The organism is Nocardia sp. NPDC006630 (assembly GCF_040611495.1).
Taxonomy (GTDB): Bacteria; Actinomycetota; Actinomycetes; order Mycobacteriales; family Mycobacteriaceae; genus Nocardia.
This window is the reverse complement of the sequence record NZ_JBEXOK010000001.1, coordinates 449077-469888: the sequence shown is the minus strand read 5'-3', so window position 1 is coordinate 469888 and position 20812 is coordinate 449077. Positions and strand designations below refer to the sequence as shown.

At 67.1% G+C, this 20812-nt stretch carries 22 protein-coding genes; 13 read left to right on the top strand and 9 right to left on the bottom strand.

Annotated features, from left to right (window positions below):
* Positions 1-167: 167 nt before the first annotated feature.
* Together ABZX86_RS02135 and ABZX86_RS02130 are read left to right on the top strand one after the other, a co-directional pair.
* Positions 168-1391: a histidine kinase gene (locus tag ABZX86_RS02135; protein ID WP_355119118.1), complete on the top strand. Its 1224-nt coding sequence runs from the start codon at positions 168-170 to the stop codon at positions 1389-1391.
* Complete coding sequence (locus tag ABZX86_RS02130) at positions 1388-2092, top strand: response regulator transcription factor (protein ID WP_355119116.1); 705 nt, start codon at positions 1388-1390, stop codon at positions 2090-2092. The genes ABZX86_RS02135 and ABZX86_RS02130 overlap by 4 nt, the downstream gene beginning before the upstream one ends.
* 286 nt (positions 2093-2378) lie before the next feature.
* On the opposite strand, the gene ABZX86_RS02125 is transcribed toward ABZX86_RS02130, so the two are convergent.
* The 8 genes from ABZX86_RS02125 to ABZX86_RS02090 form a co-directional block, all read right to left on the bottom strand.
* Positions 2379-2705: a hemophore-related protein gene (locus ABZX86_RS02125; RefSeq protein WP_327141919.1), complete on the bottom strand. Its 327-nt coding sequence runs from the start codon at positions 2703-2705 to the stop codon at positions 2379-2381.
* Positions 2706-3083: 378 nt separating this feature from the next.
* Positions 3084-4505: a HAMP domain-containing sensor histidine kinase gene (locus ABZX86_RS02120; protein WP_355119114.1), complete on the bottom strand. Its 1422-nt coding sequence runs from the start codon at positions 4503-4505 to the stop codon at positions 3084-3086.
* Positions 4502-5176, bottom strand: a complete 675-nt coding sequence (locus ABZX86_RS02115; RefSeq protein WP_355119112.1) for a response regulator transcription factor — start codon at positions 5174-5176, stop codon at positions 4502-4504. The genes ABZX86_RS02120 and ABZX86_RS02115 overlap by 4 nt, the downstream gene beginning before the upstream one ends.
* Positions 5177-5313: 137 nt before the next feature.
* Entirely contained in the window at positions 5314-5736 is a 423-nt protein-coding gene (locus ABZX86_RS02110) for a CBS domain-containing protein (RefSeq protein ID WP_355119811.1), read from the bottom strand.
* A 77-nt stretch (positions 5737-5813) separates the two neighbouring features.
* The gene (locus ABZX86_RS02105; protein ID WP_355119110.1) at positions 5814-6494 is read right to left on the bottom strand and encodes an ABC transporter permease; all 681 of its coding nucleotides are present in this window, start codon (positions 6492-6494) and stop codon (positions 5814-5816) included.
* A complete protein-coding gene (locus ABZX86_RS02100; RefSeq protein WP_355119108.1) occupies positions 6491-7162 on the bottom strand; it encodes an ABC transporter permease in 672 nt (223 codons plus the stop codon). Before ABZX86_RS02100 ends, ABZX86_RS02105 begins: the two co-directional genes overlap by 4 nt.
* A complete protein-coding gene (locus ABZX86_RS02095) occupies positions 7159-8310 on the bottom strand; it encodes an ABC transporter ATP-binding protein (protein WP_355119106.1) in 1152 nt (383 codons plus the stop codon). Before ABZX86_RS02095 ends, ABZX86_RS02100 begins: the two co-directional genes overlap by 4 nt.
* 13 nt (positions 8311-8323) lie before the next feature.
* Positions 8324-9220: an ABC transporter substrate-binding protein gene (locus ABZX86_RS02090; RefSeq protein WP_355119809.1), complete on the bottom strand. Its 897-nt coding sequence runs from the start codon at positions 9218-9220 to the stop codon at positions 8324-8326.
* A gap of 314 nt (positions 9221-9534) precedes the next feature.
* Between ABZX86_RS02090 and ABZX86_RS02085 the strand changes: the two genes are divergently transcribed.
* The 4 genes from ABZX86_RS02085 (at position 9535) to ABZX86_RS02070 (ending at position 12023) form a co-directional block, all read left to right on the top strand.
* Positions 9535-10491, top strand: coding sequence for a glycine betaine ABC transporter substrate-binding protein (locus ABZX86_RS02085; RefSeq protein ID WP_355119104.1), 957 nt, complete (start codon positions 9535-9537; stop codon positions 10489-10491).
* Between the two features lie 198 nt (positions 10492-10689).
* Complete coding sequence (locus tag ABZX86_RS02080; protein ID WP_355119102.1) at positions 10690-11457, top strand: Crp/Fnr family transcriptional regulator; 768 nt, start codon at positions 10690-10692, stop codon at positions 11455-11457.
* A gap of 102 nt (positions 11458-11559) precedes the next feature.
* Positions 11560-11727: a hypothetical protein gene (locus tag ABZX86_RS02075; RefSeq protein WP_355119880.1), complete on the top strand. Its 168-nt coding sequence runs from the start codon at positions 11560-11562 to the stop codon at positions 11725-11727.
* Complete coding sequence (locus tag ABZX86_RS02070; RefSeq protein ID WP_355119100.1) at positions 11676-12023, top strand: hypothetical protein; 348 nt, start codon at positions 11676-11678, stop codon at positions 12021-12023. Before ABZX86_RS02075 ends, ABZX86_RS02070 begins: the two co-directional genes overlap by 52 nt.
* On the opposite strand, the gene ABZX86_RS02065 is transcribed toward ABZX86_RS02070, so the two are convergent.
* Complete coding sequence (locus ABZX86_RS02065; protein ID WP_355119098.1) at positions 11935-12576, bottom strand: TetR/AcrR family transcriptional regulator; 642 nt, start codon at positions 12574-12576, stop codon at positions 11935-11937. The genes ABZX86_RS02070 and ABZX86_RS02065 overlap by 89 nt on opposite strands.
* A gap of 69 nt (positions 12577-12645) precedes the next feature.
* Between ABZX86_RS02065 and ABZX86_RS02060 the strand changes: the two genes are divergently transcribed.
* The 7 genes from ABZX86_RS02060 to ABZX86_RS02030 all read left to right on the top strand — a co-directional run bounded on the left by ABZX86_RS02060 (position 12646) and on the right by ABZX86_RS02030 (position 20764).
* Positions 12646-14145, top strand: coding sequence for an NAD(P)/FAD-dependent oxidoreductase (locus tag ABZX86_RS02060; RefSeq protein ID WP_355119096.1), 1500 nt, complete (start codon positions 12646-12648; stop codon positions 14143-14145).
* Positions 14146-14242: 97 nt separating this feature from the next.
* On the top strand, positions 14243-15073 hold the full coding sequence (locus ABZX86_RS02055; RefSeq protein ID WP_355119094.1) for an SDR family oxidoreductase: 831 nt from the start codon (positions 14243-14245) through the stop codon (positions 15071-15073).
* A 9-nt stretch (positions 15074-15082) separates the two neighbouring features.
* Positions 15083-15997 carry an alpha/beta hydrolase gene (locus tag ABZX86_RS02050; RefSeq protein WP_355119092.1) on the top strand — a complete coding sequence of 305 codons (915 nt, stop codon included), beginning with the start codon at positions 15083-15085 and terminating at the stop codon, positions 15995-15997.
* Positions 15998-16122: 125 nt separating this feature from the next.
* Positions 16123-17916, top strand: coding sequence for a long-chain fatty acid--CoA ligase (locus ABZX86_RS02045; RefSeq protein WP_355119090.1), 1794 nt, complete (start codon positions 16123-16125; stop codon positions 17914-17916).
* Positions 17917-17973: 57 nt separating this feature from the next.
* Positions 17974-18135: a hypothetical protein gene (locus ABZX86_RS02040; RefSeq protein WP_355119088.1), complete on the top strand. Its 162-nt coding sequence runs from the start codon at positions 17974-17976 to the stop codon at positions 18133-18135.
* A gap of 150 nt (positions 18136-18285) precedes the next feature.
* The gene (locus tag ABZX86_RS02035; protein ID WP_355119087.1) at positions 18286-20031 is read left to right on the top strand and encodes a molybdopterin-dependent oxidoreductase; all 1746 of its coding nucleotides are present in this window, start codon (positions 18286-18288) and stop codon (positions 20029-20031) included.
* 112 nt (positions 20032-20143) lie between these two features.
* Positions 20144-20764: a Uma2 family endonuclease gene (locus ABZX86_RS02030; protein ID WP_355119085.1), complete on the top strand. Its 621-nt coding sequence runs from the start codon at positions 20144-20146 to the stop codon at positions 20762-20764.
* Positions 20765-20812 lie beyond the last annotated feature (48 nt).

The window sequence follows — 20812 nt, the reverse complement described above, 5'->3', positions numbered from 1 at the left end:
GGATGTTGTGCGGCGACGCTGCTGAGCCGGGTGTGGCGGAGTGTCGCTCGGCGGGGGGATTTCGTGTCCCCCAGACGGGGGATGGGCGGGTGCGCGGGTAGCGTCGCGCTCGATGTGCCCGCGCCGGGCGGCACGCGATCGGACGAGTCGACGAGGGTGGTGCCGTGATGGATGTGACCAGGTCACTGTTCCGCCTGTCGCTGGTGGTGGCGGTGGTGGCGGCACTGGTCGACAGCATGCAGCTGGTGCTGTGCGGTGCGTTCGGTGCGGCGCCGGTACTGGCGTCCGTGCTGTTCACGGCGGTGGTGATCGCGGATCTCGCGCTGGCCGCGCCGCCCGCGACCGCCGCGGTGGCGGCGGTCGGGCAGGTGGCGGTGAAGGTCGGTATCGCCGGTTTCGTGAATCACTACGGTCTGCCCGCGCGTATGCCCGATGTCGGGTTCCTGGTTGTGGGTTACCGGGCGGGCGCGTGGCTGGGCGGTGCGACGTCCCTGGCTACGGTCGCCATGCTCGCCGTCGGTGCGGCTGTCGCGAATGTGCTTGTCGGCGGGCCGGTTTCGCGAGACTGGCGGTGGGTGCTGATGGCCGTCGCCGCCGGGGTGGTGCCGTGGCTGGTCGGCCGATACACTGCGGCGCGCGGCGCGTACATCGCCGAGTTGGAGCAGCGGGAACGCCTGCGGCAGCAGGAGCAGCGGGCCGCGCTCGATCGTGCCCTCGCCGACGAGCGGGCGGCGATCGCGCGGGATCTGCACGATGTGATCTCCCATCATGTGAGCGCCATCGGAATTCATGCCGGGGTCGCGCGTATGGCATTGTCACGCGCCGATAGCGCTGTGCCCGAGTCGGATTCGGCTGTGCCCACGGCCGATTCGTCGCTGTCCAGCACCGATGCCGAGGCGGCCGCGCGATCGCTGACGGCGGTGGAGACCAGCAGCCGGGCCGCCATGGTGGATCTGCGGCGGCAGCTGGATCTGCTGCACGGTCGTGAGGACGACGGGCAGCGGCAGCCCGGGCTCGCCGATATCGACGGTCTGGTGGAGCGGGTGCGGGCGGCGGGTCTTGCTGTGCTGGTGGAGATTTCGGGTGAACCGCCGGTGCTGCCGGAATCGCTCGACGTCATGCTCTACCGGGTGGTGCAGGAGATTCTGACCAATGCGCTGCGGCACGGGCGCGAACCGGCGCGATTGGAGATCGGCTATCGCCCGACGCGGGTGGAGGTCCGCGGCGCCAATCCCATCGCGGCCGCCCCGCTCGCATCCGAGGGTGTGCACCGCGGTTTGGACGGTATCCGGCAGCGGGCTGAATTGTTCGGTGGCACTGCGCAATTCGGCCCGGCCCGGACCGGGGAGCGCTGGGATATCGTGGTATCCGTACCGATCGGAGCGGCATGAACGACGAGAACTCTGCGGCGACTCGGCCGAATTCGCCACGCCCCGTGCGCATTCTGATCGCCGATGACCACACCATGTTCCGGTCGGGGCTGCGAGCGGTCGTGGACGCCCAATCGGATCTGGAATGTGTGGCGGAGGTGGGCGACGGGCGCGCGGCCATCGAGGCGGCCGCCCGGTTGCATCCGGATGTGGCAATTCTCGATGTGCGCATGCCGAAGCTGGACGGGCTGGCCGCCACCGAAGCCATTGTCGCTGCGGGCGGTACCCGCGTCCTGGTGCTGACCACCTACGACAGCGACGGAAACCTTTCCCGCGCACTGTCCGCCGGCGCCAGCGGTTTCCTGTTGAAAAGCCTGCCCCCGGAGGATCTCGTAGCCGCCATCCGCGTGGCGGTGCGCGGCGACGCCGTCATCGACCCGTCCATGACCCGAAGGCTCGCAGCGCGTTTCGCCGAAGGTCTCGCCCCGCCCGTCGAGCCCCCGGAATTCACCCAGCTCACCGCCCGCGAGCGCGAGGTCCTGCTCCTGGTAGCCGATGCCCGCAGCAATGGCGAGATCGCCGCCGAACTCGGTGTCGGCGAGGAGACGGTGAAAACCCACGTCTCCCGCGTCCTGGCCAAACTCGGTGTCCGCGACCGCATTCACGCGGTCGTCTACGCCTACCGACATGGATTGGTCCGCGCGGACCGCCCGCCGGAATGACCGACCCGGTCTGCGATCACCCCATCGTCGCAGGCCGCCGAACCATGGCAGCGAGGCGTGCGAAACACGTTCGTGGCGTACGAATACCGTCATCCCGGCGCGCTTTCGGCCGGGATCCACACTGGTGATGCTGCACCGCTGCGGTGGATCCCGGCCGAAAGCATGCCGGGATGACAGGTGTTCGGCCGACGGAGCTCACGAGGGCGTTCGGATGGCCGGGCTCATCGGGGTGTTCGGCCGACCGGGCTTGCGAGGGTGTTCGGCCGACCGGGATGACGGTGCCGGACTACTTCGGGCAGGCGGCGCGGAAGTCGCGAACCGACTGGCGGGCGTCGCGCAGGGCCTGGGCGTCCTGGGGGTGGGACTGCTTGTAGGCGTGGATTTCGGCCTTGCGCTGGTCCTTGGGGAGGGCCTTGATCTTCGCGAATTCGGCCTGCGCGTCCGGATGGGTGGACAGGTAGGCCTGCACCTTGGTCTTGGCGTCGGCCCGCGCCGCGGTCAGCGCGGCCTGGCTGCAGTCGGGCGCGTCGGCGGACGCTACGCCGGGCACCGCCAGGGCGATGGTGGCGAATCCGGCGACTCCGGCCAATGCTGCGGCGATCGTGCGCTTCATACTCACTCCTGTGGGACGGGGGACTTGTCTCCACCGAATCTGCCCGCGGTTCCTGAAGAACCCCTGAATCGCCCCGCCATCTTCAGCAGACCTTCAGCTAACCCGCCCGCCGCGGCCGCGGCCCGACCGATGCCTTCGATGCCGATCGGCCGTGCTGCGCCCCGCCGTTCGGTGTCCTTGGCCGTGCTGCGCCCCGCCGTTCGGTGTCCTTGGCCGTGCTGCGCCCCGCCGTTCGGTGTCCTCGGTCGTGCTGCGACCCGCCGTCCGGTGTTCTCGGACGTGCAGCAACCGGCCCTGAGTGCGCTCGGCCGGTGCCGGGCGTAGGTGCACAGGATCGTGGAAGCGATCGTCCTCGGTCTACTTGGTTGTGGCGGTGTGTCACTCCACGGGGTCGATGATCAGCGGCAGGCGCAGGACGAAGCGTGCGCCGACGGCGTCGCTCGGGTCGGTGCAGGTCAGGTCGCCACCGTGGGCGCGGGCGAGGCCGCGGGCTATGGGGAGGCCGAGGCCGGAGCCGTCGGTGCGGTGGTCGCGGGAGGTGTCCAGGCGGACCAGGCGGTCGAAGATGCGTTCGCGGTCTTCGGGTGGGACGCCGGACCCGGTGTCGGTGACGGCGATCTCGGCGCTGTCGGTGGTGGTGCGGATATGGACGGCGACGGCGGCTGTGCGGAATTCCATTGCGGGGTAGAGGTTTTCGGCCGTATCGGCGTGTGCCACCAGGGCAGGCGGGTCGGTGTGCACTGCCTGGCAGGCATTGGTGAGCAGGTTGGCGAGGATCTGAGTGATGCGCTCGGGATCCACCTCGGTGGTCACCGGCAAACCCTCGAGGCGGAAGTCGATGTCCGAGTGCAGCATTCGCATCCGGTCGAGTTGGGTGGCGGCGAGCTCGCGGAGATCTACGGATCGGCGGCGCAGTTCCAAACCGGCGTCGATACGCGCCAGGTCGAGCAGATCGTCGACGAGGCGTCCGGCGCGATGAGCCTCGCGCACCAGCAGCAGGTGCATGCGCTGACGGTCCTCCGGGTCGGCGTCGGCGGGTTGCTGGACGACCGCCTCGGCGAGGGCGCGAATGCCCGCGATGGGGGTGCGCAGTTCGTGGGCGGCGTCACCGACGAACGTGCGAATGCGCGCTTCGGAGGCGCGGGCCCGCGCCTCGGCGGCGGTCGTATCCCGCAGCGCCCCTTCCAGTGCGTCCAGCATTTCGTCGAAAGCGGCTGCGGTGCGGCCGAGTTCGGTGTCGGTGCTGGAGGGGTTCAGGCGGCGGCCGAGTCTGCCGCGGGTGATTTCCCGGGCCAGCCGGGTCATATCGTCGAGCGGTGCGAGCGTGCGCGGGACACCGAACCAGAGTCCGGCGGCGATCACCGCGATGGCGCTCGCGGTGGCCATGATCAGCAGGAAGCCCAGCCGCTTCTGTACCCGGGACAGCAGCGGGGTGTCGATCTCGAGAGTGAGCCTGGCATTGTCGATTTCGCCGGGCCCGGTCAGTTTCAGGCTGCGGGTCTTGCCCACATCGTCCTCCGCGTGCAGTCGCGAGAGGCTGCCGAAGCTCTGTCCGTCGGCGAGCACCAGCCGGGCCCGCGCCGAACGGTTGTCGACCCGCGCCACCAGTTCGGTGGGTGAGATCCCGTCCTGTGACAGCTGTTTCGCGAGCTGAACCCGGTCGGTGAGCAGGGTGTTCTCACTGCGCGTGACCACCAGTCCGAACAGGGTGTGCACACTGATCGCGACCAGTATCAGCACCAGTCCGGAAACCACTGCGGTGGTGAGGGTTACGCGCCGGCGCAGGGATACGGTCTTCATCGGTCGCCGACCCGCAGCGTATAGCCGAGCCCGCGCACGGTGTGCAGCAACCGTTCTCCGTGCTCCTCGAGTTTGCGCCGCAGCGCACTCACATTGACTTCCACCAGATTGGGGTCGTAGCTCTCGTATCCCCATACGGCGGTGAGGATTTGGGTCTTGGTGACCACCCGATCGCGATTGGTCGCCAGATAGGACAGCAGTTTGAATTCGGTCGCGGTGAGCGGCACGGGCGTCTCGCCCCGCCACACGGTCCCGGATTCGACGTCGACCTCGAGGTCGCCGACGGTAATGCGGTGCTGCGCGCGACCCATGCGGCGCAGCAGCGCGTCCACCCGCGCCACCAGTTCATTCAGATCGAAGGGTTTCACCACATAGTCGTCCGAGCCCGCGCGCAGTCCGCGCACTCGATCCTCCACACCGTCGCGCGCGGTCAGCATGAGGACCCCGGAGGCCGACCGGGCCCGCACGGTCTCCAGCAGTGCGAAGCCGTCCCGTCCCGGCAGCATGATGTCGAGCACCACCACATCCGGCCGGAATTGCGCCAGATCCTGTTCCAGCCGCGCCCCGTCCGGACGCCCGAGCACCTCGTGACCCGCCGCCGTCAGCCCCGCCGCGACTGCGGTGCGGATGGCTTCGGCGTCCTCGACTACAAGAATTCGTCCCGGTTGCACCCGGACATTGTGCTTCCACCTGCTGTGAATCGGCTGGCATCCGGCCCCGCGGGCTGTCCCGGACATGGACCGCGGGCCACCCCGGACATGGACGCGGGGCCTGCCCTGATGTGGGCAGACCCCGCTCGGGCGCGCGGTCAGTGTGGAATGGAGACCGCGGCGACGAATTCGGCGAGCTGCTTATCGCTGACATTGCGGGCCAGATCGGATTCGCAGATCATGCCGATCAGGCGTTTGCCGTCTTTGACGTCGATGACCGGGAGCCGCTTGATCTGGTTCTGCTCCATGATGCCGAGAATCTCGGTGACGTCGGTTTCGGCATCGACCCAGTACGGCGTGCCCTGGGCGAGATCGCCGGCGCGCACCCGGCTGGGGTCGTGGCCTTCGGCAATGCACCGCACCACGATGTCGCGATCGGTGAGCATGCCGATCATGCGGTCGTTATTGGAGATCGGCAGTGCTCCGACATCCGCATTGCGCATCATTTGCGCGGCTCGGTCCAGAGTTTCGTCGGCCGGGATGGTTTCCACCGTGCGATGCATGATGTCGCGGGCTTTCATGGCTTTCACGCAGACCTCCTCATTGATGCGGATGGTGCATTGGCCACGTCACATCGTTACTCGGATCACAGCTGAGGTCAATGCGTGTTCCGGCGGCGCAGTCGCCCGGCGCCCGGGGCCGACAGCCAGACGGCGAAGGCGAGCACGCCGTCCAGCGCCAGGGCCAGGGCCGCCACCAGGATGGCTCCGACCAGCACACGGTCGTATTTGTAGAGCCCGATGCCGTCGAAGATGTAGCGGCCGAGTCCACCCAGATTGACGTAGGCGGCAATGGTGGCGGTCGCGACCACCTGGAGGGTGGCCGCGCGCAGGCCGGTGAGCAGAACGGGCAGCGCATTGGGCAGTTCGACGCGGAAGAGCACCTGGCGTTCGGTCATGCCCATGGCGCGCGAGGCGTCCACCACCGCAGGATCGACATTGGCGATACCGGCGTAGGCGCCCGCCAGCAGCGGCGGAATCCCGACGGTCAGCAGCGCCAGGATCGGCGGGAACAGCCCCAGGCCGAGCAGCAGCACCACGAAGGTGAGCAGGCCCAGGGTGGGCAGGGCGCGCATGGCATTGGCGAAGCCGACGATGACCGCGGACCCGCGGTGGGTGTGGCCGACCACCAGCCCGATCGGCAGCGCGATCAGCGCCGAGAGCCCCACGGCGAGCACGCTGTACCAAAGATGCTGTGCGATACGGGTTTCGATGCCCGTGGGCCCGGACCAGTTCGCGCCGTCGGTGAGAAAATGCCAGGCGTCGAGGAAAAGGTTCATGCCGCAGCGCCTTTCGCCCGGCGGCCGGGTATCGCGCCGACGCGCAGCCACGGGGTGGCCAGCCGCCCGAGCAGATATAGCAGCCGGTCCATGATCAGCGCCAGCGCCAGCACCACGATGATGCCCGCCACGATCTCGTCCGGATAGTCGCGCTGATAGCCCTGGGTGAAGAGCTTGCCGAGTCCGCCCACGCCGATGAGCGCGCCGACGGTCACCATGGAGATATTGGTGACCGCGACCACGCGCAGATTGGCGAGGAAAACCGGTAGGGCGAGCGGGAAGTCGACGGTGAGCACGCGGCGCAGCGGCGTATAGCCGATGGCGTCGGCGGCATCGAGCACCGCGGCGGGCACCGAATCCAGGGCGGCGGGCACGGCCGTCACCAGCAGCGCCACCGAGTAGATGGTCAGTGCGATAACCACATTCAGCGGATCGATGACGGCAATGCCGACCAGCGGGGGAATGATCACGAACAGTGCCAGCGAGGGAATCGTGAAGGCGATGCTCGCGGCGGTGGTGGTGATGCGGCGCAGCCAGCGCAGCCGGTGCGCCAGGGCCCCGGCGGGAATGGCGATGACCAGGCCGATGAGCAGCGGCAGCAGAGCCAGGTACAGATGGGTGCGCGCGTATCCGGCGATCTCCGCGAAATTGTCGAGGAGATACTTCACTTGGCCGCCTCCTCCTCGAAGAAGGCGCGATTGCGTTCGGCGTCCTCGGCGGCGCGCTGCCGGGTCAGTTGTTCGAGCACGTCGGTGGCGAGGATGCCGCCGCGCACCGCGCCGGAATGTTCCACGGCCACACCGATTTCGGCGGGGGAGGAGATGGCGGCGTCGAGGGCCTGGCGCAGGTCGCCGTCCGGCGGGTAGAGCGATCCGCCCGCGGCCATGCTGTCCGCGAGGGCGCGGCCGGCGCGTACTCCCTCCAGCCCGGTGGTGTCGATCCAGCCGAGCGGACGCCGATCGGGATCGACGACCAGCCGCCATTCGCCCTTGTTCAGCCGCAGTCCGGCGACCTGTTCGGGCGTGATGACGGCGAGCTCGTGCAGCGGCACCGCGGACGCACTGCGGAAGGACAGCTCCCGGTAGCCGCGATCGCGGCCGACGAAGCCGGCCACGAAATCCGTTGCGGGCTGGGAGAGTACGCGCTGCGGTTCGTCGTACTGCTGCAGATGCCCGTCGGGTCCGAACACGGCGACCCGATCGCCGAGTTTGATGGCCTCGTCGATATCGTGCGTCACGAAGACGATCGTCTTGTGCAGTTCGGCCTGCAGTCGCTGCATTTCGGTCTGCAGTTCGGCGCGCACCACCGGATCGACGGCGCTGAACGGTTCGTCCATCAGCAGGATGGGCGGATCCGCGGCCAGCGCCCGTGCCACTCCGACACGTTGCTGCTGGCCGCCGGACAGCTGGGCCGGATACCGCTGCGCCAGTGCGCGATCCAGGCCGACCCGATCCAGTAGTTCCAGGGCGGCGCCGCGGGCCGCGCGGCGAGAGGTGCCGCGCAGCACCGGCACGGTGGCCACATTGTCGAGCACGGTGCGGTGCGGCAGCAGCCCGCCGTTCTGGATCACATAGCCGATGCCGAGCCGCAGCTGAACCGGATTGATCGTCGAAATATCCTTCGCGGCAATGGAAATCGTGCCGCTGGTGGGTGCGATCATCCGGTTGATCATGCGCATGGCGGTGGTCTTGCCGCCGCCGGACGGGCCGACGAATACGGTGAACGAACCGGATTCGATGCGCAGGCTGAGGTCGTGCACGGCGGTGGTCCCGCCCGGGTAGGTCTTGGTCACTCCGCTGAACTCGATGTCGGACACCGTTTTCCGCCTTCTATCCGATGGGCTTGGCCAGCCCCTGCGCCTGCACCCACGCCTTCGCGGCCGCGGCCGGTTCGGTTTTGGCGGAGCCGGAGACGGCGGTATTGAGCGAGATCAGTTCGGCGGTAGAGAGTTTCGCCGAGACGGCATTGAGCACCGCGAGCAGCTTGTCGCTCTTCTTGGCGGTATTGAACAGCGGCACCACGTTCTGGGCCGCGAAGTTGTGGCTCGGATCGGCCAGTGCCACCAGATTATTGGTGGCGATATCGGGGGAGGTGGTGAAGATGTCGGCGGCCGTCACCTGGCCTTCGGTGAGTGCGCGCACGGTGGCCGGGCCGCCGCCGTCGGCGATGGGCACGAAATTGGCCGCCGAGATATCCAGGTTGTAGACCTTCTTCAATCCCGGCAGACCGCCTGGGCGCTCGGCGAATTCGGCCTGCGCGGCATATTTGACCTCGGCCGAATGCGGGGCCAGATCGGCGATGGTTTTGAGATTCCAGCGCTGGGCGGTGCCGCTGGTGACGACCACCGCGTCGGAATCCTCGCCGGGCGCGGAGGCGCCGACACCGAGCTGATCGCCGAGCGCCTTGGTGAGCGCGGCGTCCACATCGGCGGGGGAGGTGGCGGTCGCGGTCTTGTCCAGGTACTGCAGCAGGTTGCCGGTGTAGTCCGGGATCAGGTCGATGGCGCACTGGCGCAGCGCCGGCACATAGGCTTCGCGGCTGCCGATATTGAGTTTGGTGTCGATCTGGAAGCCATTGGCGCGCAGTGCTTCCGCATAGACATCGGCGACGGTTTCCGATTCCGGGAAGTTGGCCGAACCAACGGTGAGCTTATCGGTGCCGCCTCCGCAGTCGCTCTTGCCGCCGAGGGGATTGTCGGAATTGCCGCCGCAGGCGGAGGCGGCCATGGCCGCTGCGAGTGCCACTGCGGCGGCCAGGATGCGTAGCACGGTGCGGGCGGTGCGCCTGCCGTCGGCGCGCGTGGTGATGAGCGAATGCACTGTCGTCCTTCCGAGCGGGGGTTATGCGGGGCTCTCCGGCACAAGGTCGCATCGGGAGAACCAACCTGGTTGTCCATACTGCCCGTTTTGTTCTCCGAACGTTGCCTACCCAGGGTTGGTTTCTTTATGCGCCGTCCGCCGACACTCGCTCCGCGCCGGTGAGACACGCTGGAGCCGACCCGATCCCGCGTCGAGTCCTCCGGCGCGGCAGACTGTTGCGCATGTTGGGCAGCACAGACTCCCGCGCGCTGATTCGCGGCCTCCGGCGTTCCCGCGCGGTTCTGCTGCGCTCCGCGCTGGCCGTGATGATGGCGGCGCTGGCCGCCGCGTGCGGGTCCGGTGACAACCAACCGGTGCTGACCGTCGGTGCCGGTGACTCCGCGCAGTCCGGCATGCTCGCCGAGATCTATGCCGGCGCGCTGGCTCGCACCGGCGCGCGCACCGCGGTCAAAGGTGGGCTCGGCCAGCGCCCCGGCTACCTGGCGGCCCTGGACGCCAATACCGCCGCGGTGGCCGGAGACATCAGCGGCGATCTGCTCAGCGCCCTCGACTCCTCCTCCGCCGCACGGCTTCCCGACGACGTCAACAAGGCGCTGAACAGCGCGCTGCCCGAGGGCTTGATCGTCGGCGATGTGGCCGACGGCACCGATCTGCGCCCGGCGGTGGTGGCTCTCACCACGCGCGTCGACGAGTACCCGTCCTCACTGCGGGACCTCGCTCCCCGCTGCGCCGACCTCACCATCGGCATAGCCACCGGTATTCCACTGGACCCCATGCGCGCACCCCTGGACCCGGAACGCGATGTGCTCGCCCCGCTGCAGGCCGCCTACGGCTGTACCGTCGCGCACCCCGTCACCTTCCCCACGACCGAGGACCTCCGAAAAGCCCTGTCCGCCGGAGAAATCCAACTGGCAGTCCTCTCCGGCCCCCCGGCCTACCTCCCCGACGGCGGCGCCGACCTCACCCCCCTCGCGGACCCCGCGTACGCCTTCCGCGCCGCCAGCGCCCTCCCGATCATTCGCAAAGGCGCCCTCACCGACCCGCAACTCCGCAAACTCAACTACGTAGCAGGCGAACTCACCACCACCGACCTCGCCGATATGATCCGCCAGTTCCGCGACAACCACGCCGTTCCCGCCAGCCTGGCCCGCGACTGGCTCGACGCCCACGCCCTCTAGCCGAGTTCGGCCTCACCGTCGGCACTCACGGACTTTCCGGTATCCCGCCGGGCTCACCGAGCGATGCGGACAGCGCGGCAACGGGATTCGCGCGCGGCATGCCGGATTGTGATGCGGGATCGGGGTATATGCCCGGATTGTCCGTCTACCGTGGAGGGTTCGGGGGCAGCTTCCACTGGTAACGGGAACTGGTACGTGATGACGAATTTGGAAGAGTGGCCGTGGCCGGCCGGGACTCTGATGGCTCGATTGTCGCCGGGCTCGAGGCGCGATCTGCTCGGTCTCGGAACCTATTTCTACAAGGAACCGGGCACCGTCCTCATGCGGCAGGGGGACCCGGTCGCGAAGGACGAGAACGACAAGCCGGGCGATTCCGTCTATCTGCTGAGATCGCGCGATACCACGGTTTCCGCCTGCGTGAAGATCACCGCGGCCACCGGTGAGCTGCTCGCGATCCGGGTCAGCGGTGATGTGATCGGTGAATTGGCTGTGCTGGACCGGCATTCCGCGCGGCCTTCCACCGCGACCGTCTGCACGAAGACCATTGCGCACTGCATTCCGGGACCCGTGTTCCGGGCGTTTCTCGCTCGGCACGAGGACGGCTGGCCGACCCTGTGCTGGACCCTCGCTGATCGGCTGGCCTGGTCGGATCAGCGGCGGCTGGACTTCCGGATGTGCCAGGTGCACATCAGGCTGGCGCGGTTGCTGGTGCAGTTCGTCGAATCGCACGGCCGGCCGATCACGCTCGTGCGGGGGAGCGGTGAGCCGGTGATCGAGGCGTCGGAAATCACGGTGCAGCTGTCCTACGAGGATCTGGGCAATCTCATCGGCGCGCGCGTGCATGCGGTCGGGCGGGCAATGCAGATGATGCGCGACAAGGATCTGGTGTGCCTGCACAATCGGCACATCGTCATCCTCGATCGGGCCGGGTTGGAAGACTTTGGGGAACTCTCGGATCCTGAATAATTCTCCTGAAAGATCGCCCAGGGCACGATTTTTCAGGCGTTCGCGCATTTCTACCGTGCGATTCTGGTGTTTCCCACCAGGAACACCATCGGGAGGTAGTCGATGTCGACACCTGATTCCCCGTCCGAGTGCGCACCGGCCGATCGGCTGTATCGCACGCTGACAGCCGCGCACAGCCGACTGGCCGCCGCGCTCATGACCGCCGCCGTGACCGGGCGGTGGCCGTTCGAAAACGTTTACCGCGCAGCAGTACTGGCGAGGCCCGAATGATCGAGTCCGTGGTGGTCGGAAGCTGGGTGACGCTCGCCGTTGTCCGGGTGCTGCCCGACCTCATCCGTTCCCGGCGCACCGGAGTCACGGTGACCCTGACCATCAGGCCCGGCGGCGGGCGCGAAGTCGCTGTCGCCGCGACCAATGTCGATGACGCGTCGCGGCTGGTGCAAAAGGTGCTGGCCGTGGATAAGCCGGTGCGGCCGCTCAGAGGTGTGCGGCGGCGGAGGGGTCCTGGCTCAGGGCCAGGGCGGGGAGGGAGATTACGAGCATGTCCACCAGGGCGTCGCGGGTGACGGGGGCTTCGCGGAGCCAGGTGAGGGTGGTCTCTTCGACGAAGGCGATCCAGCCTCGGACGGCCAGGCCCAGGAGTGGGCCGTCGGCGTTCTCGACGAGGCGGGGGGCTTCGGAGAGGATGCGGTCGACCTGGGCCTGGCGGTGAGCGTCGACCATGGCGACCAGTTCGGGGCTGGCGCTGGCGGGTCCGCGCAGGAGGGCCAGGTATGAGGTGCGGTTCTCGCTGACGTAGTCGACATAGCGCTCGAGGGAGTCGCGCAGCATGTCGAAGGGGTCCAGATTCGGGTCCGGTGTGGTGCGTTCCAGCAGCTGCGCATTGGCGTGCGCGACGATCGCGAGGTGGAAGTCCTGTTTGGTGGGGAAGTAGTGGAACAGCAGGCCGCGGGAGATGCCGGCCTGTTCGGCGATCTCGCTGATGGAGACGTCTTCCAGGGCGCGTTCGCGCAGCATGCGGGCGCCCAGTGTGATCAACTGCTGGCGACGTTCGTCGGGGCTCAGGCGTGTGCGTTTGGCCCCGGAATCCGGTTTGCTCACGCTGTGCTCCTTGGTCATGGGTCCAATCTTACTGAACGCGAGTCAATACTGTTGACTCCAACTCAATAAGACCCTACGCTCGGATATATGAGTCGCAAGGTTACAGACAAGGCTGTCGGCAACCGTCCCGTACGGCACTCCCGCATCATCATCGTCGGCAGCGGGTTCTCGGGCCTGGGCATGGCAATCCGGCTGAGCCAGCAGGGTCGCAACGACTATCTCGTGCTCGAGCGCGGTAATGATGTCGGCGGCACCTGGCGGGACAACACCTATCCCGGCGCGGCCTGCGATGTGCCGTCGCAGCTGTACTCGTACTCCTTCGCGCTCAATCCGGACTGGTCGCGCTCGTTCTCCAAGCAGCCGGAGATCCAGAAGTACATTCAGACCGTCGCCGCCAAGTACAACGTGCGCGACAAGCACATCTTCAATTGCGATATGACCGGCGCACAGTGGAACAACGACACGGCCCGCTGGGAGATCCAGACCAGCCAGGGCGACTTCACCGCCGAGATCCTCATCTCCGCCGTCGGCGCGCTCTGTGAGCCGAACCTGCCGGATATCAAGGGCCTCAACGACTTCCAGGGCGAGATCTTCCACTCCGCCCGCTGGGACCACGACGCCGATCTGACCGGCAAGCGCGTCGCCGTCATCGGCACCGGCGCCTCCGCGATCCAGATCGTGCCGAGCATCGCCAAGCAGGTCGCGCATCTGGACCTCTACCAGCGCACCGCCCCGTGGCTGCTGCCGCGCGCGGACCGCCCCTACCTGGCGCCGGAAAAGCTTGCCTTCAAATATATTCCGGGTGTGCAGGCGCTCTCGCGCGCCGCCATCTACGCCGCGCGCGAGACCCAGGTCGTCGGCCTGGCCAAGTTCCCGCCCGCCATGAAGATCCTGGAGACGGTCGCGCGCGTCAAGCTGCGCATCGAGGTCAAGGATCCGGAGCTGCGCAAGAAGGTCACCCCGAACTTCCGCATCGGATGCAAGCGCATGCTCATCTCGAACGAGTACTACCCGGCGCTGGGTCGCGACAATGTCGATGTGGTCACCGACGGCATCCAGGAGATTCGCGGCAATTCCGTCGTCACCAAGGACGGCGTCGAGCGCGAGGTGGACGCCATCATCGTGGCGACCGGCTTCCATGTCACCGATTCGCCTGCCTACGAGACCATTTCCGGTCGCGACGGCCGCACGATGTCGGAGGTCTTCGACGCCATCGGCCAGCAGGGCTACAAGGGTTCGGCCATCAACAACTACCCGAACATGTTCTTCATGCTCGGCCCGAACGTCGGCCTGGGCCACACCTCGATGGTGTACATGATCGAATCGCAGATCAACTACATTGCCGACGCCGTGGCTACCATCGACAAGCTGGGCCTGCGTACTGTCGAGGTCCGCAAGGATGTGCAGGACGAATACAACGTCGATCTGCAGAAGAAGCTCACCGGCGCGGTGTGGAACACCGGCGGTTGCGCCTCCTGGTACCTCGACAAGCACGGCAACAACACCACACTGTGGCCGGATTTCACCTTCCGCTTCCGTGGTCTGCTCGAGAAGTTCGATGTGGACGCGTACACGGTGTCTTCTTAACTGAGCCTCCACGGCCGCAGTACCTGTCGCTTAAACCTCCCACTCACCCGCGACGTCATTCGGAGCGGGACCTAGACAATCGAAAGTGGTAAACCCCGTGAGCAACGATGCTTACTTCAAGGACAAGGTCTGCGTGATCACCGGCGCCGGATCCGGTATCGGCCGCGCCCTCGCGGAGAATCTGGGCCGTCGCGGCGCCAAGCTGGCGCTGTCGGATATCGACACCGAGGGTCTCGCCGAGACCGTCAAGCGCTGCGAGAAATTCGGCGTCGAGATCAAATCCGATCGCCTGAACGTCGCCGAGCGCGAATCCGTCCTGCTCTACGCCGATGCGGTGAAGAAGCACTTCGGCAAGGTCAACCAGATCTACAACAATGCCGGAATCGCGCACCACGGTGATGTGATCAAGACCGACTTCAAAGACATCGACCGCATCATGGATGTCGATTTCTACGGAGTCGTCAACGGCACCAAGGCATTCCTGCCGTACCTCATCGAATCCGGCTCCGGCCACGTGGTGAACATCTCCAGCCTGTTCGGCCTGATCGCGGTGCCCGGCCAGAGTGCTTACAACGCGGCGAAATTCGCGGTGCGCGGCTTCACCGAGGCGCTGCGCCAGGAAATGCTGATCAGCGGCGATCCGGTCAAGGTGACCTGTGTGCACCCCGGCGGCATCAAGACCGCGGTGGCCCGCAATTCCACCGTCGCCGAGGGCCTGGACCAGAAGAACCTGGCCGCCCTGTTCGACAAGCAGCTCGCCCTGCACACCCCGGAAATGGCCGCGCAGACCATTACCGAGGGTGTGGCCCGTGGCCACGGCCGGGTGCTGATCGGCTGGGAGGCAAAGCTTCTCGACCTTTTCGTGCGCAGTACCGGTTCGTACTACCAGCGCATCTCCGCCGTGGTTCAGAAGCGTTTCCTGCCTTAGGAATTCGATATGCCCGATGTGAAACTGCCCCTACCCGTTGCCCGCCTGGTCCTGCATCCGATGTTCCGGGTGATATTGAACAAGCGGATGCCGTTCGCCGCGCAGCGGGCGCTGATGAATCTGAGTGCGCCTGCCCAGGGCGCCCCGCGTGGCATCCATGTGGAGCGGGTCCGGCTGGGCGGGCGGCCCGCCGAGCGGGTCACGCTCGGCCCGGCCACCGATACCGCCACCGTGCTCTACCTGCACGGCGGCGGTTATACGGTCGGCTCACCCGTCACGCACCGGCCGCTGGCGGGTTATCTGGCGCGCGAAACCGGTTGCCCGATACAGGTATTGGACTACCGCCTGGCGCCCGAGCATCCGTTCCCGGCCGCGCTCGACGATGCCGAGGCGGCGTTCCTGGAACTGGTCGCCTTCGGCTACCAGCCGGAACGCATTGCGGTGGCCGGTGATTCGGCCGGCGGCGGGCTCTCGCTGGCACTGGCGCTGCGCCTGCGGGACAAGCACGGCATGACCCCGGCGGCGCTGGGTCTCATCGCGCCGTGGGGCGATCCCAACGAGGTTCCGGTTCGCACGCGCGATCTGGTCATCAACAAGCCGTGGTCGCGGGCCTGCGCGGCCGCCTACCTCGGCAACGGCGATGGTTCCGACACCGGCTACGCGCCGATGCTCGGCGATCTGCACGGGCTGCCGCCCACCTATGTGCAGGCCGACAGGTCCGAACTGCTGCACGAGCAGTGCACGCGGCTGGTCGCGAAATTGCGCGCGGCGGGTGTCGACACCCGGTTCACCGAGACCGACGGCCTCTGGCATGTGTCGCAATTGCAGGCATCCCTGGTCGCTCCGGCGGCGGCGATTACCCGCGAACTCGGCGAGTTCTTGCGACAGGCACTTCGACCTGCACAAACTCGATCCATAGGATAGAGGCGGTACCGATCGCGGCGCCCGTTCGAACAGCAAACGAGAACCTGTTCGGGCGGGCTGCCGGGTGTGACATGTAAGCGTGGCGTAAATTACCCGCCGGTATAACTCACTGTGGAAGGGCAACGATGCGAGAGTTCGAAGTCCCGGCTACCTACACCATTCCGGAAAACGCCAATATGTCGGACGGTGCGTTCCGGCATGCTGAGAAGACCCCTGACCTGGTCGTCTTCAATGTTCCGGACGGTAAGGGCGGCTGGAGCGACGTCACGGCGACGGAATTCGCGAAGGCCGTCACCGGCGTTGCCAAGGGACTGGTCGCCTCCGGTGTCGAACTCGGAGACCGCGTCGCCATCATGGCCGCCACCTCCTACGAGTGGGTCGTGCTGGACTTCGCCATCTGGGCCGCCGGTGGTTGCACCGTCGCCATCTTCGACAGCTCCTCGGCCGAGCAGGTCCGCTGGATCCTCGCCGATTCCGCCACCAAGATCACCGTTGTGCAGAACGAGAAGCACCGGGCCACCATCGCGGAAATCGAAGGCGGACTCGGTGATCTGAAGGAAGTTCTGCAGGTCGACAAGGACGCGATCGGTGATCTGACCGCTCGCGGTGCGGATATCGACGACTCCGTCATCCACGAGCGCCGCGCCCAGGTGAAGGCCGAATCGCCCGCCACCCTGATCTACACCTCCGGCACCACCGGACGGCCCAAGGGCGTCATGCTCTCGCATGCCAACCTGTACGCCGAATCGGCCGCCGACCGCTCCGCCATGAGCGAATTCCTGCGCCCCGGTCAGCGCTCGCTGCTGTTCCTGCCGCTGGCTCACGTCTTCGCGCGGGCCGTCGCGCTGGCCGCCTTCGATGCCGGCGTCACCGTCGCGCACAGCTCCGACTGGTCCACGCTGGTCGAGCAGTTCGGGCAGTACAAGCCGAACTTCATCCTCTCGGTGCCGCGCGTGTTCGAGAAGGTCTTCAACGGCGCCAAGCAGAAGGCGCACGACGGCGGCAAGGGCAAGATCTTCGACTACGCCACCGATGTGGCTGTCGCCTACAGCGAATCGCTGCAGAACGGCGGCCCGGGCCTGGTCCTCAAGCTCAAGCACACCGTGCTCGACAAGCTGGTCTTCAGCAAGCTTCGCGAGGCCATGGGCGGGCAGTGCAGTTCCGCGGTCTCCGGCGGCGGTCCGCTGGGCGCGCGCCTGGGCCACTACTTCCGCGGCGCGGGCGTCACCATCTACGAGGGCTACGGTCTGACCGAGTCGACCGCCGCCGTCAGCGTGAACACCCCCAAGCACATCAAGGTCGGCTCGGTCGGCCGCCCGCTGCCCGGCCACGGCGCCAAGGTCGCCGAGGACGGCGAGCTGTTCATCCGCGGGCCGGTCGTCTTCTCCGGCTACTGGAAGAACCCCGAGGCCAGCGCCGACGCCTTCGCCGAGGACGGCTGGTTCAAGACCGGCGATCTGGGCGCGATCGACGAGAACGGCTTCATCTCCATCACCGGCCGCAAGAAGGAAATCCTCGTCACCGCCGGCGGCAAGAACGTCTCGCCGACCATGCTCGAGGATTCGCTGCGACAGAACCCGCTGATCAGCCAGGTCATGGTGGTCGGCGACGGCGAGCCGTTCATCGGCGCGCTCATCACCCTCGATCCCGAAGCGCTGCCGGGCTGGAAGGAACGCAACGGCATTCCGGCCGGCACCTCGATCGAGCACCTGATCGAGAATCCGGCACTGGTCGGCGAGATCAACGAGGCCGTCGCGGCCACCAACAAGCTGGTCTCGCATGCCGAGGCGATCAAGAAGATCCGCATCCTGCCGGTCGACTGGACCCAGGAGGGCGGCGAGCTCACCCCGAAGCTCTCGCTCAAGCGCAATGTGGTCATGAAGCAGTACGCGGCCGACGTGGCGGCCATCTACTCCTGAGCCATGGAAAAGGGCGCTGCCAGAGAATAATTCCGCAGGTAGCGCCCTTTGTCATGCTTGCCGAAGAACAGCCTCGGCACATCGACCTGCCGCTCGGCGACACCTGCTGAGGGCGTCCGCGGCCCGTCGGGGCAGCAGGTGAACACCGCCGGCCCGGCGTTCGCGATGTACCTCGATGTGGAGAGCGCGGCCGAGGCATTCGCCATGGTCACCGATTAGTTCTCGGTGCCGTGGATGATCAACTACACCCCGGCTCAGCAGCGGCCGCACAGGCTTTCGCGGCGTGCCGCTGGCCACAGCGCGCGCCGTCACCGGAATGTCATTTTCCGCGGGGGTTCCGCGGCCTGATCGCGCAGTAGGGTCGGATTTGTGGCCGAGCGTGGACTGCGGGTAGCTAGTGGAGTGGCAGCGGCCGGGGTGACCCTGGGCGTCGCCGAGCTGGTGGCGGTGCTGATCAGCCCCGACAGCACGCCGCTGCAGGCGGTCGGGGCATGGGTGATCGACCATACGCCGGATACCGTGCGCGAGCGCGTGATCGAGACCGTCGGCACGGATGACAAACTGCTGCTGTTCATTTCGATGGGCATTGTGACGGTGCTGGTGGCCGGGCTCGCCGGGTTCGCCGAACGGGTGCGGCGGCCGGTGGGATCGATCGCCTTCGCGCTCTTCGGGCTGCTGTCGTTGCTCGCTGCCGTGGGTCGCCCGGCCGCGAGCTGGACTTGGGCGCTGCCCTCCCTGCTCGGCGCGTGGGCCGGTATCGCGCTGCTGCGCAACCTGATTCGGCGTATCGAGGATTTCTCCGCCGCATCGGCGGAACTTGCCTTGAAAGAGGCTGCGGCGGAATCGCTTACGAAGACTCCGGTGACCGGTGGGGCGGTGGCTCCGGGCAGGCCGATGGCGGGCGCGCCTGGAATCGGTCCGGGCGTGGGCGAATCCGCTGAGGCGGACGATATTTCAGATGACACACCTGTCGACAGCGTGGCCGCCGGCGGATCCGTGTCAGGCGGGCCCGGCCGATCGACTGCCGACGATTCCGGATTCGAATTGGCGCTACAGCGGCGACAGGTTGTGCGGGGCATAGTGATTGCCGCGGCGGCGGGCGTCGGCGCCGGTGTGGTGGGGCGCGTGCTGGGGCTGCGCTCGCACAATGTGTCGAGCGAGCGCGCCGAGGTGCAGTTGCCGTCCCCGTCCGGGCCGTTGCCCGTGGTCGATCCGGCGGCGGATCTGAAAATCCCCGGTCTGAGTCCCTATCTCACCTCGAATGCCGACTTCTATCGGATCGATACCGCGCTGACGGTCCCGCAGGTGAGCAAGGACAGCTGGTCACTGCGCATTCACGGCATGGTGGATCGCGAAATCCGGCTCACCTACGCCGATCTCGCCGCCCGGCAGGCCGTCGAGAAACTGGTGACGCTGACCTGCGTCTCCAATCCGGTCGGCGGAGATCTCATCGGCAATGCCAGCTGGCTGGGCTATCGGCTGGACGAGCTGCTCACCGAGGCGGGTCCGCATCCCGATGCGGATATGGTGCTCTCCACCAGCGTCGACGGCTTCACCGCGGGCAGCCCGCTGGCCGCTCTCATGGACGGCCGCGACGCCCTGCTGGCCGTGGGCATGAACGGTGAACCGCTGCCCACGGCGCACGGATATCCGGTGCGACTGGTGGTGCCGGGCCTGTACGGCTATGTCTCGGCGACCAAATGGGTGACCGATATCGAGATCACGAGATTCGATCGCGCGCAGGCGTATTGGACCAAGCGCGGCTGGTCGCAGGACGGCCCGATCAAGACCGGTGCCCGCATCGACACCCCGACGGCGAGTTCGCTCGCACCGGGCCGGGTCACCGTTGCCGGGGTGGCGTGGGCGCAGCACCGGGGCATCGAGGCGGTCGAGGTGCGAATCGACAATGGTGCGTGGCAGCCCGCGCGGCTGGCCGCCGAACCGTCGATCGATACCTGGCGGCAGTGGGCGTTCGATTGGCAGGCCACCTCCGGTCTGCACACCGTGTGGGCGCGCGCCACCGACGGCGGCGGTGCGGTGCAGACCTCCGATGTGGCCTATCCGGTGCCCGACGGTGCGACCGGTTACCCCTCGATCTCTGTCCGAATCGGCTGAATTATCGCAATTGCCGGGGTGTTTGGAGCGCTGAAAATGCCGAACGCCCTTGTTGAAAGCGCGCGCGGTTTACGATCGGCCCGGCCGTCGACGCCCATCCAAGGGAGCGCGCATGACCGGAGTACTCGAATGGGCGCGGGCGGAAAACCTGCAGCCCGAACCGATCACCCTCGATGTCTGGAATCAACTACCCCGTGATTTCTGCCGACTCGTAGAAGTGGTGAACGGTGATGTGGTGCGCGCCGAACCGCCGGCGCATCGGCACGAGAACGCGGCCCGCCGGCTCGGTGTCATGATGGAGGCCGGCGCCGAAGCGCATATGAGCCGCTACAACGACGGCCCGCTGTACGTCGGCACAGATCAGGATGTGCTGCTGTGGGAATCGCCGCGGCTCACGCTGCGGCGGCCGGATATCGCCATGTTCTCCTGCGCGCCAACGGGTTCCGGGCCGCTGCCCGCCGCCCGGGTCAAGATCGCCGTCGAAGTGGTCTCGCCGGTGACCGAACGCGTCGACACCACCGACAAGCAGGCCGAGTACGCGCAGGCGGGCATTCCCTGGTACTGGCTCGTGTATTTGGATCGCGATCATGTGACCGCCATCCAGACCCATGTACTGGTGCTCGACCGCTATCGCCCGCATCGCCGGCTGCATCCGCTCGGCGGAGAATCCTTGGTGGACATGCCGATCGAGATTCGCATCGACTGGACGCGGCTCTACGGCCTGCTCTACTGACGGCTCCGCGCTACCGACGGGAGAGGCCCCCTCCGCAGCTGCGAAGAG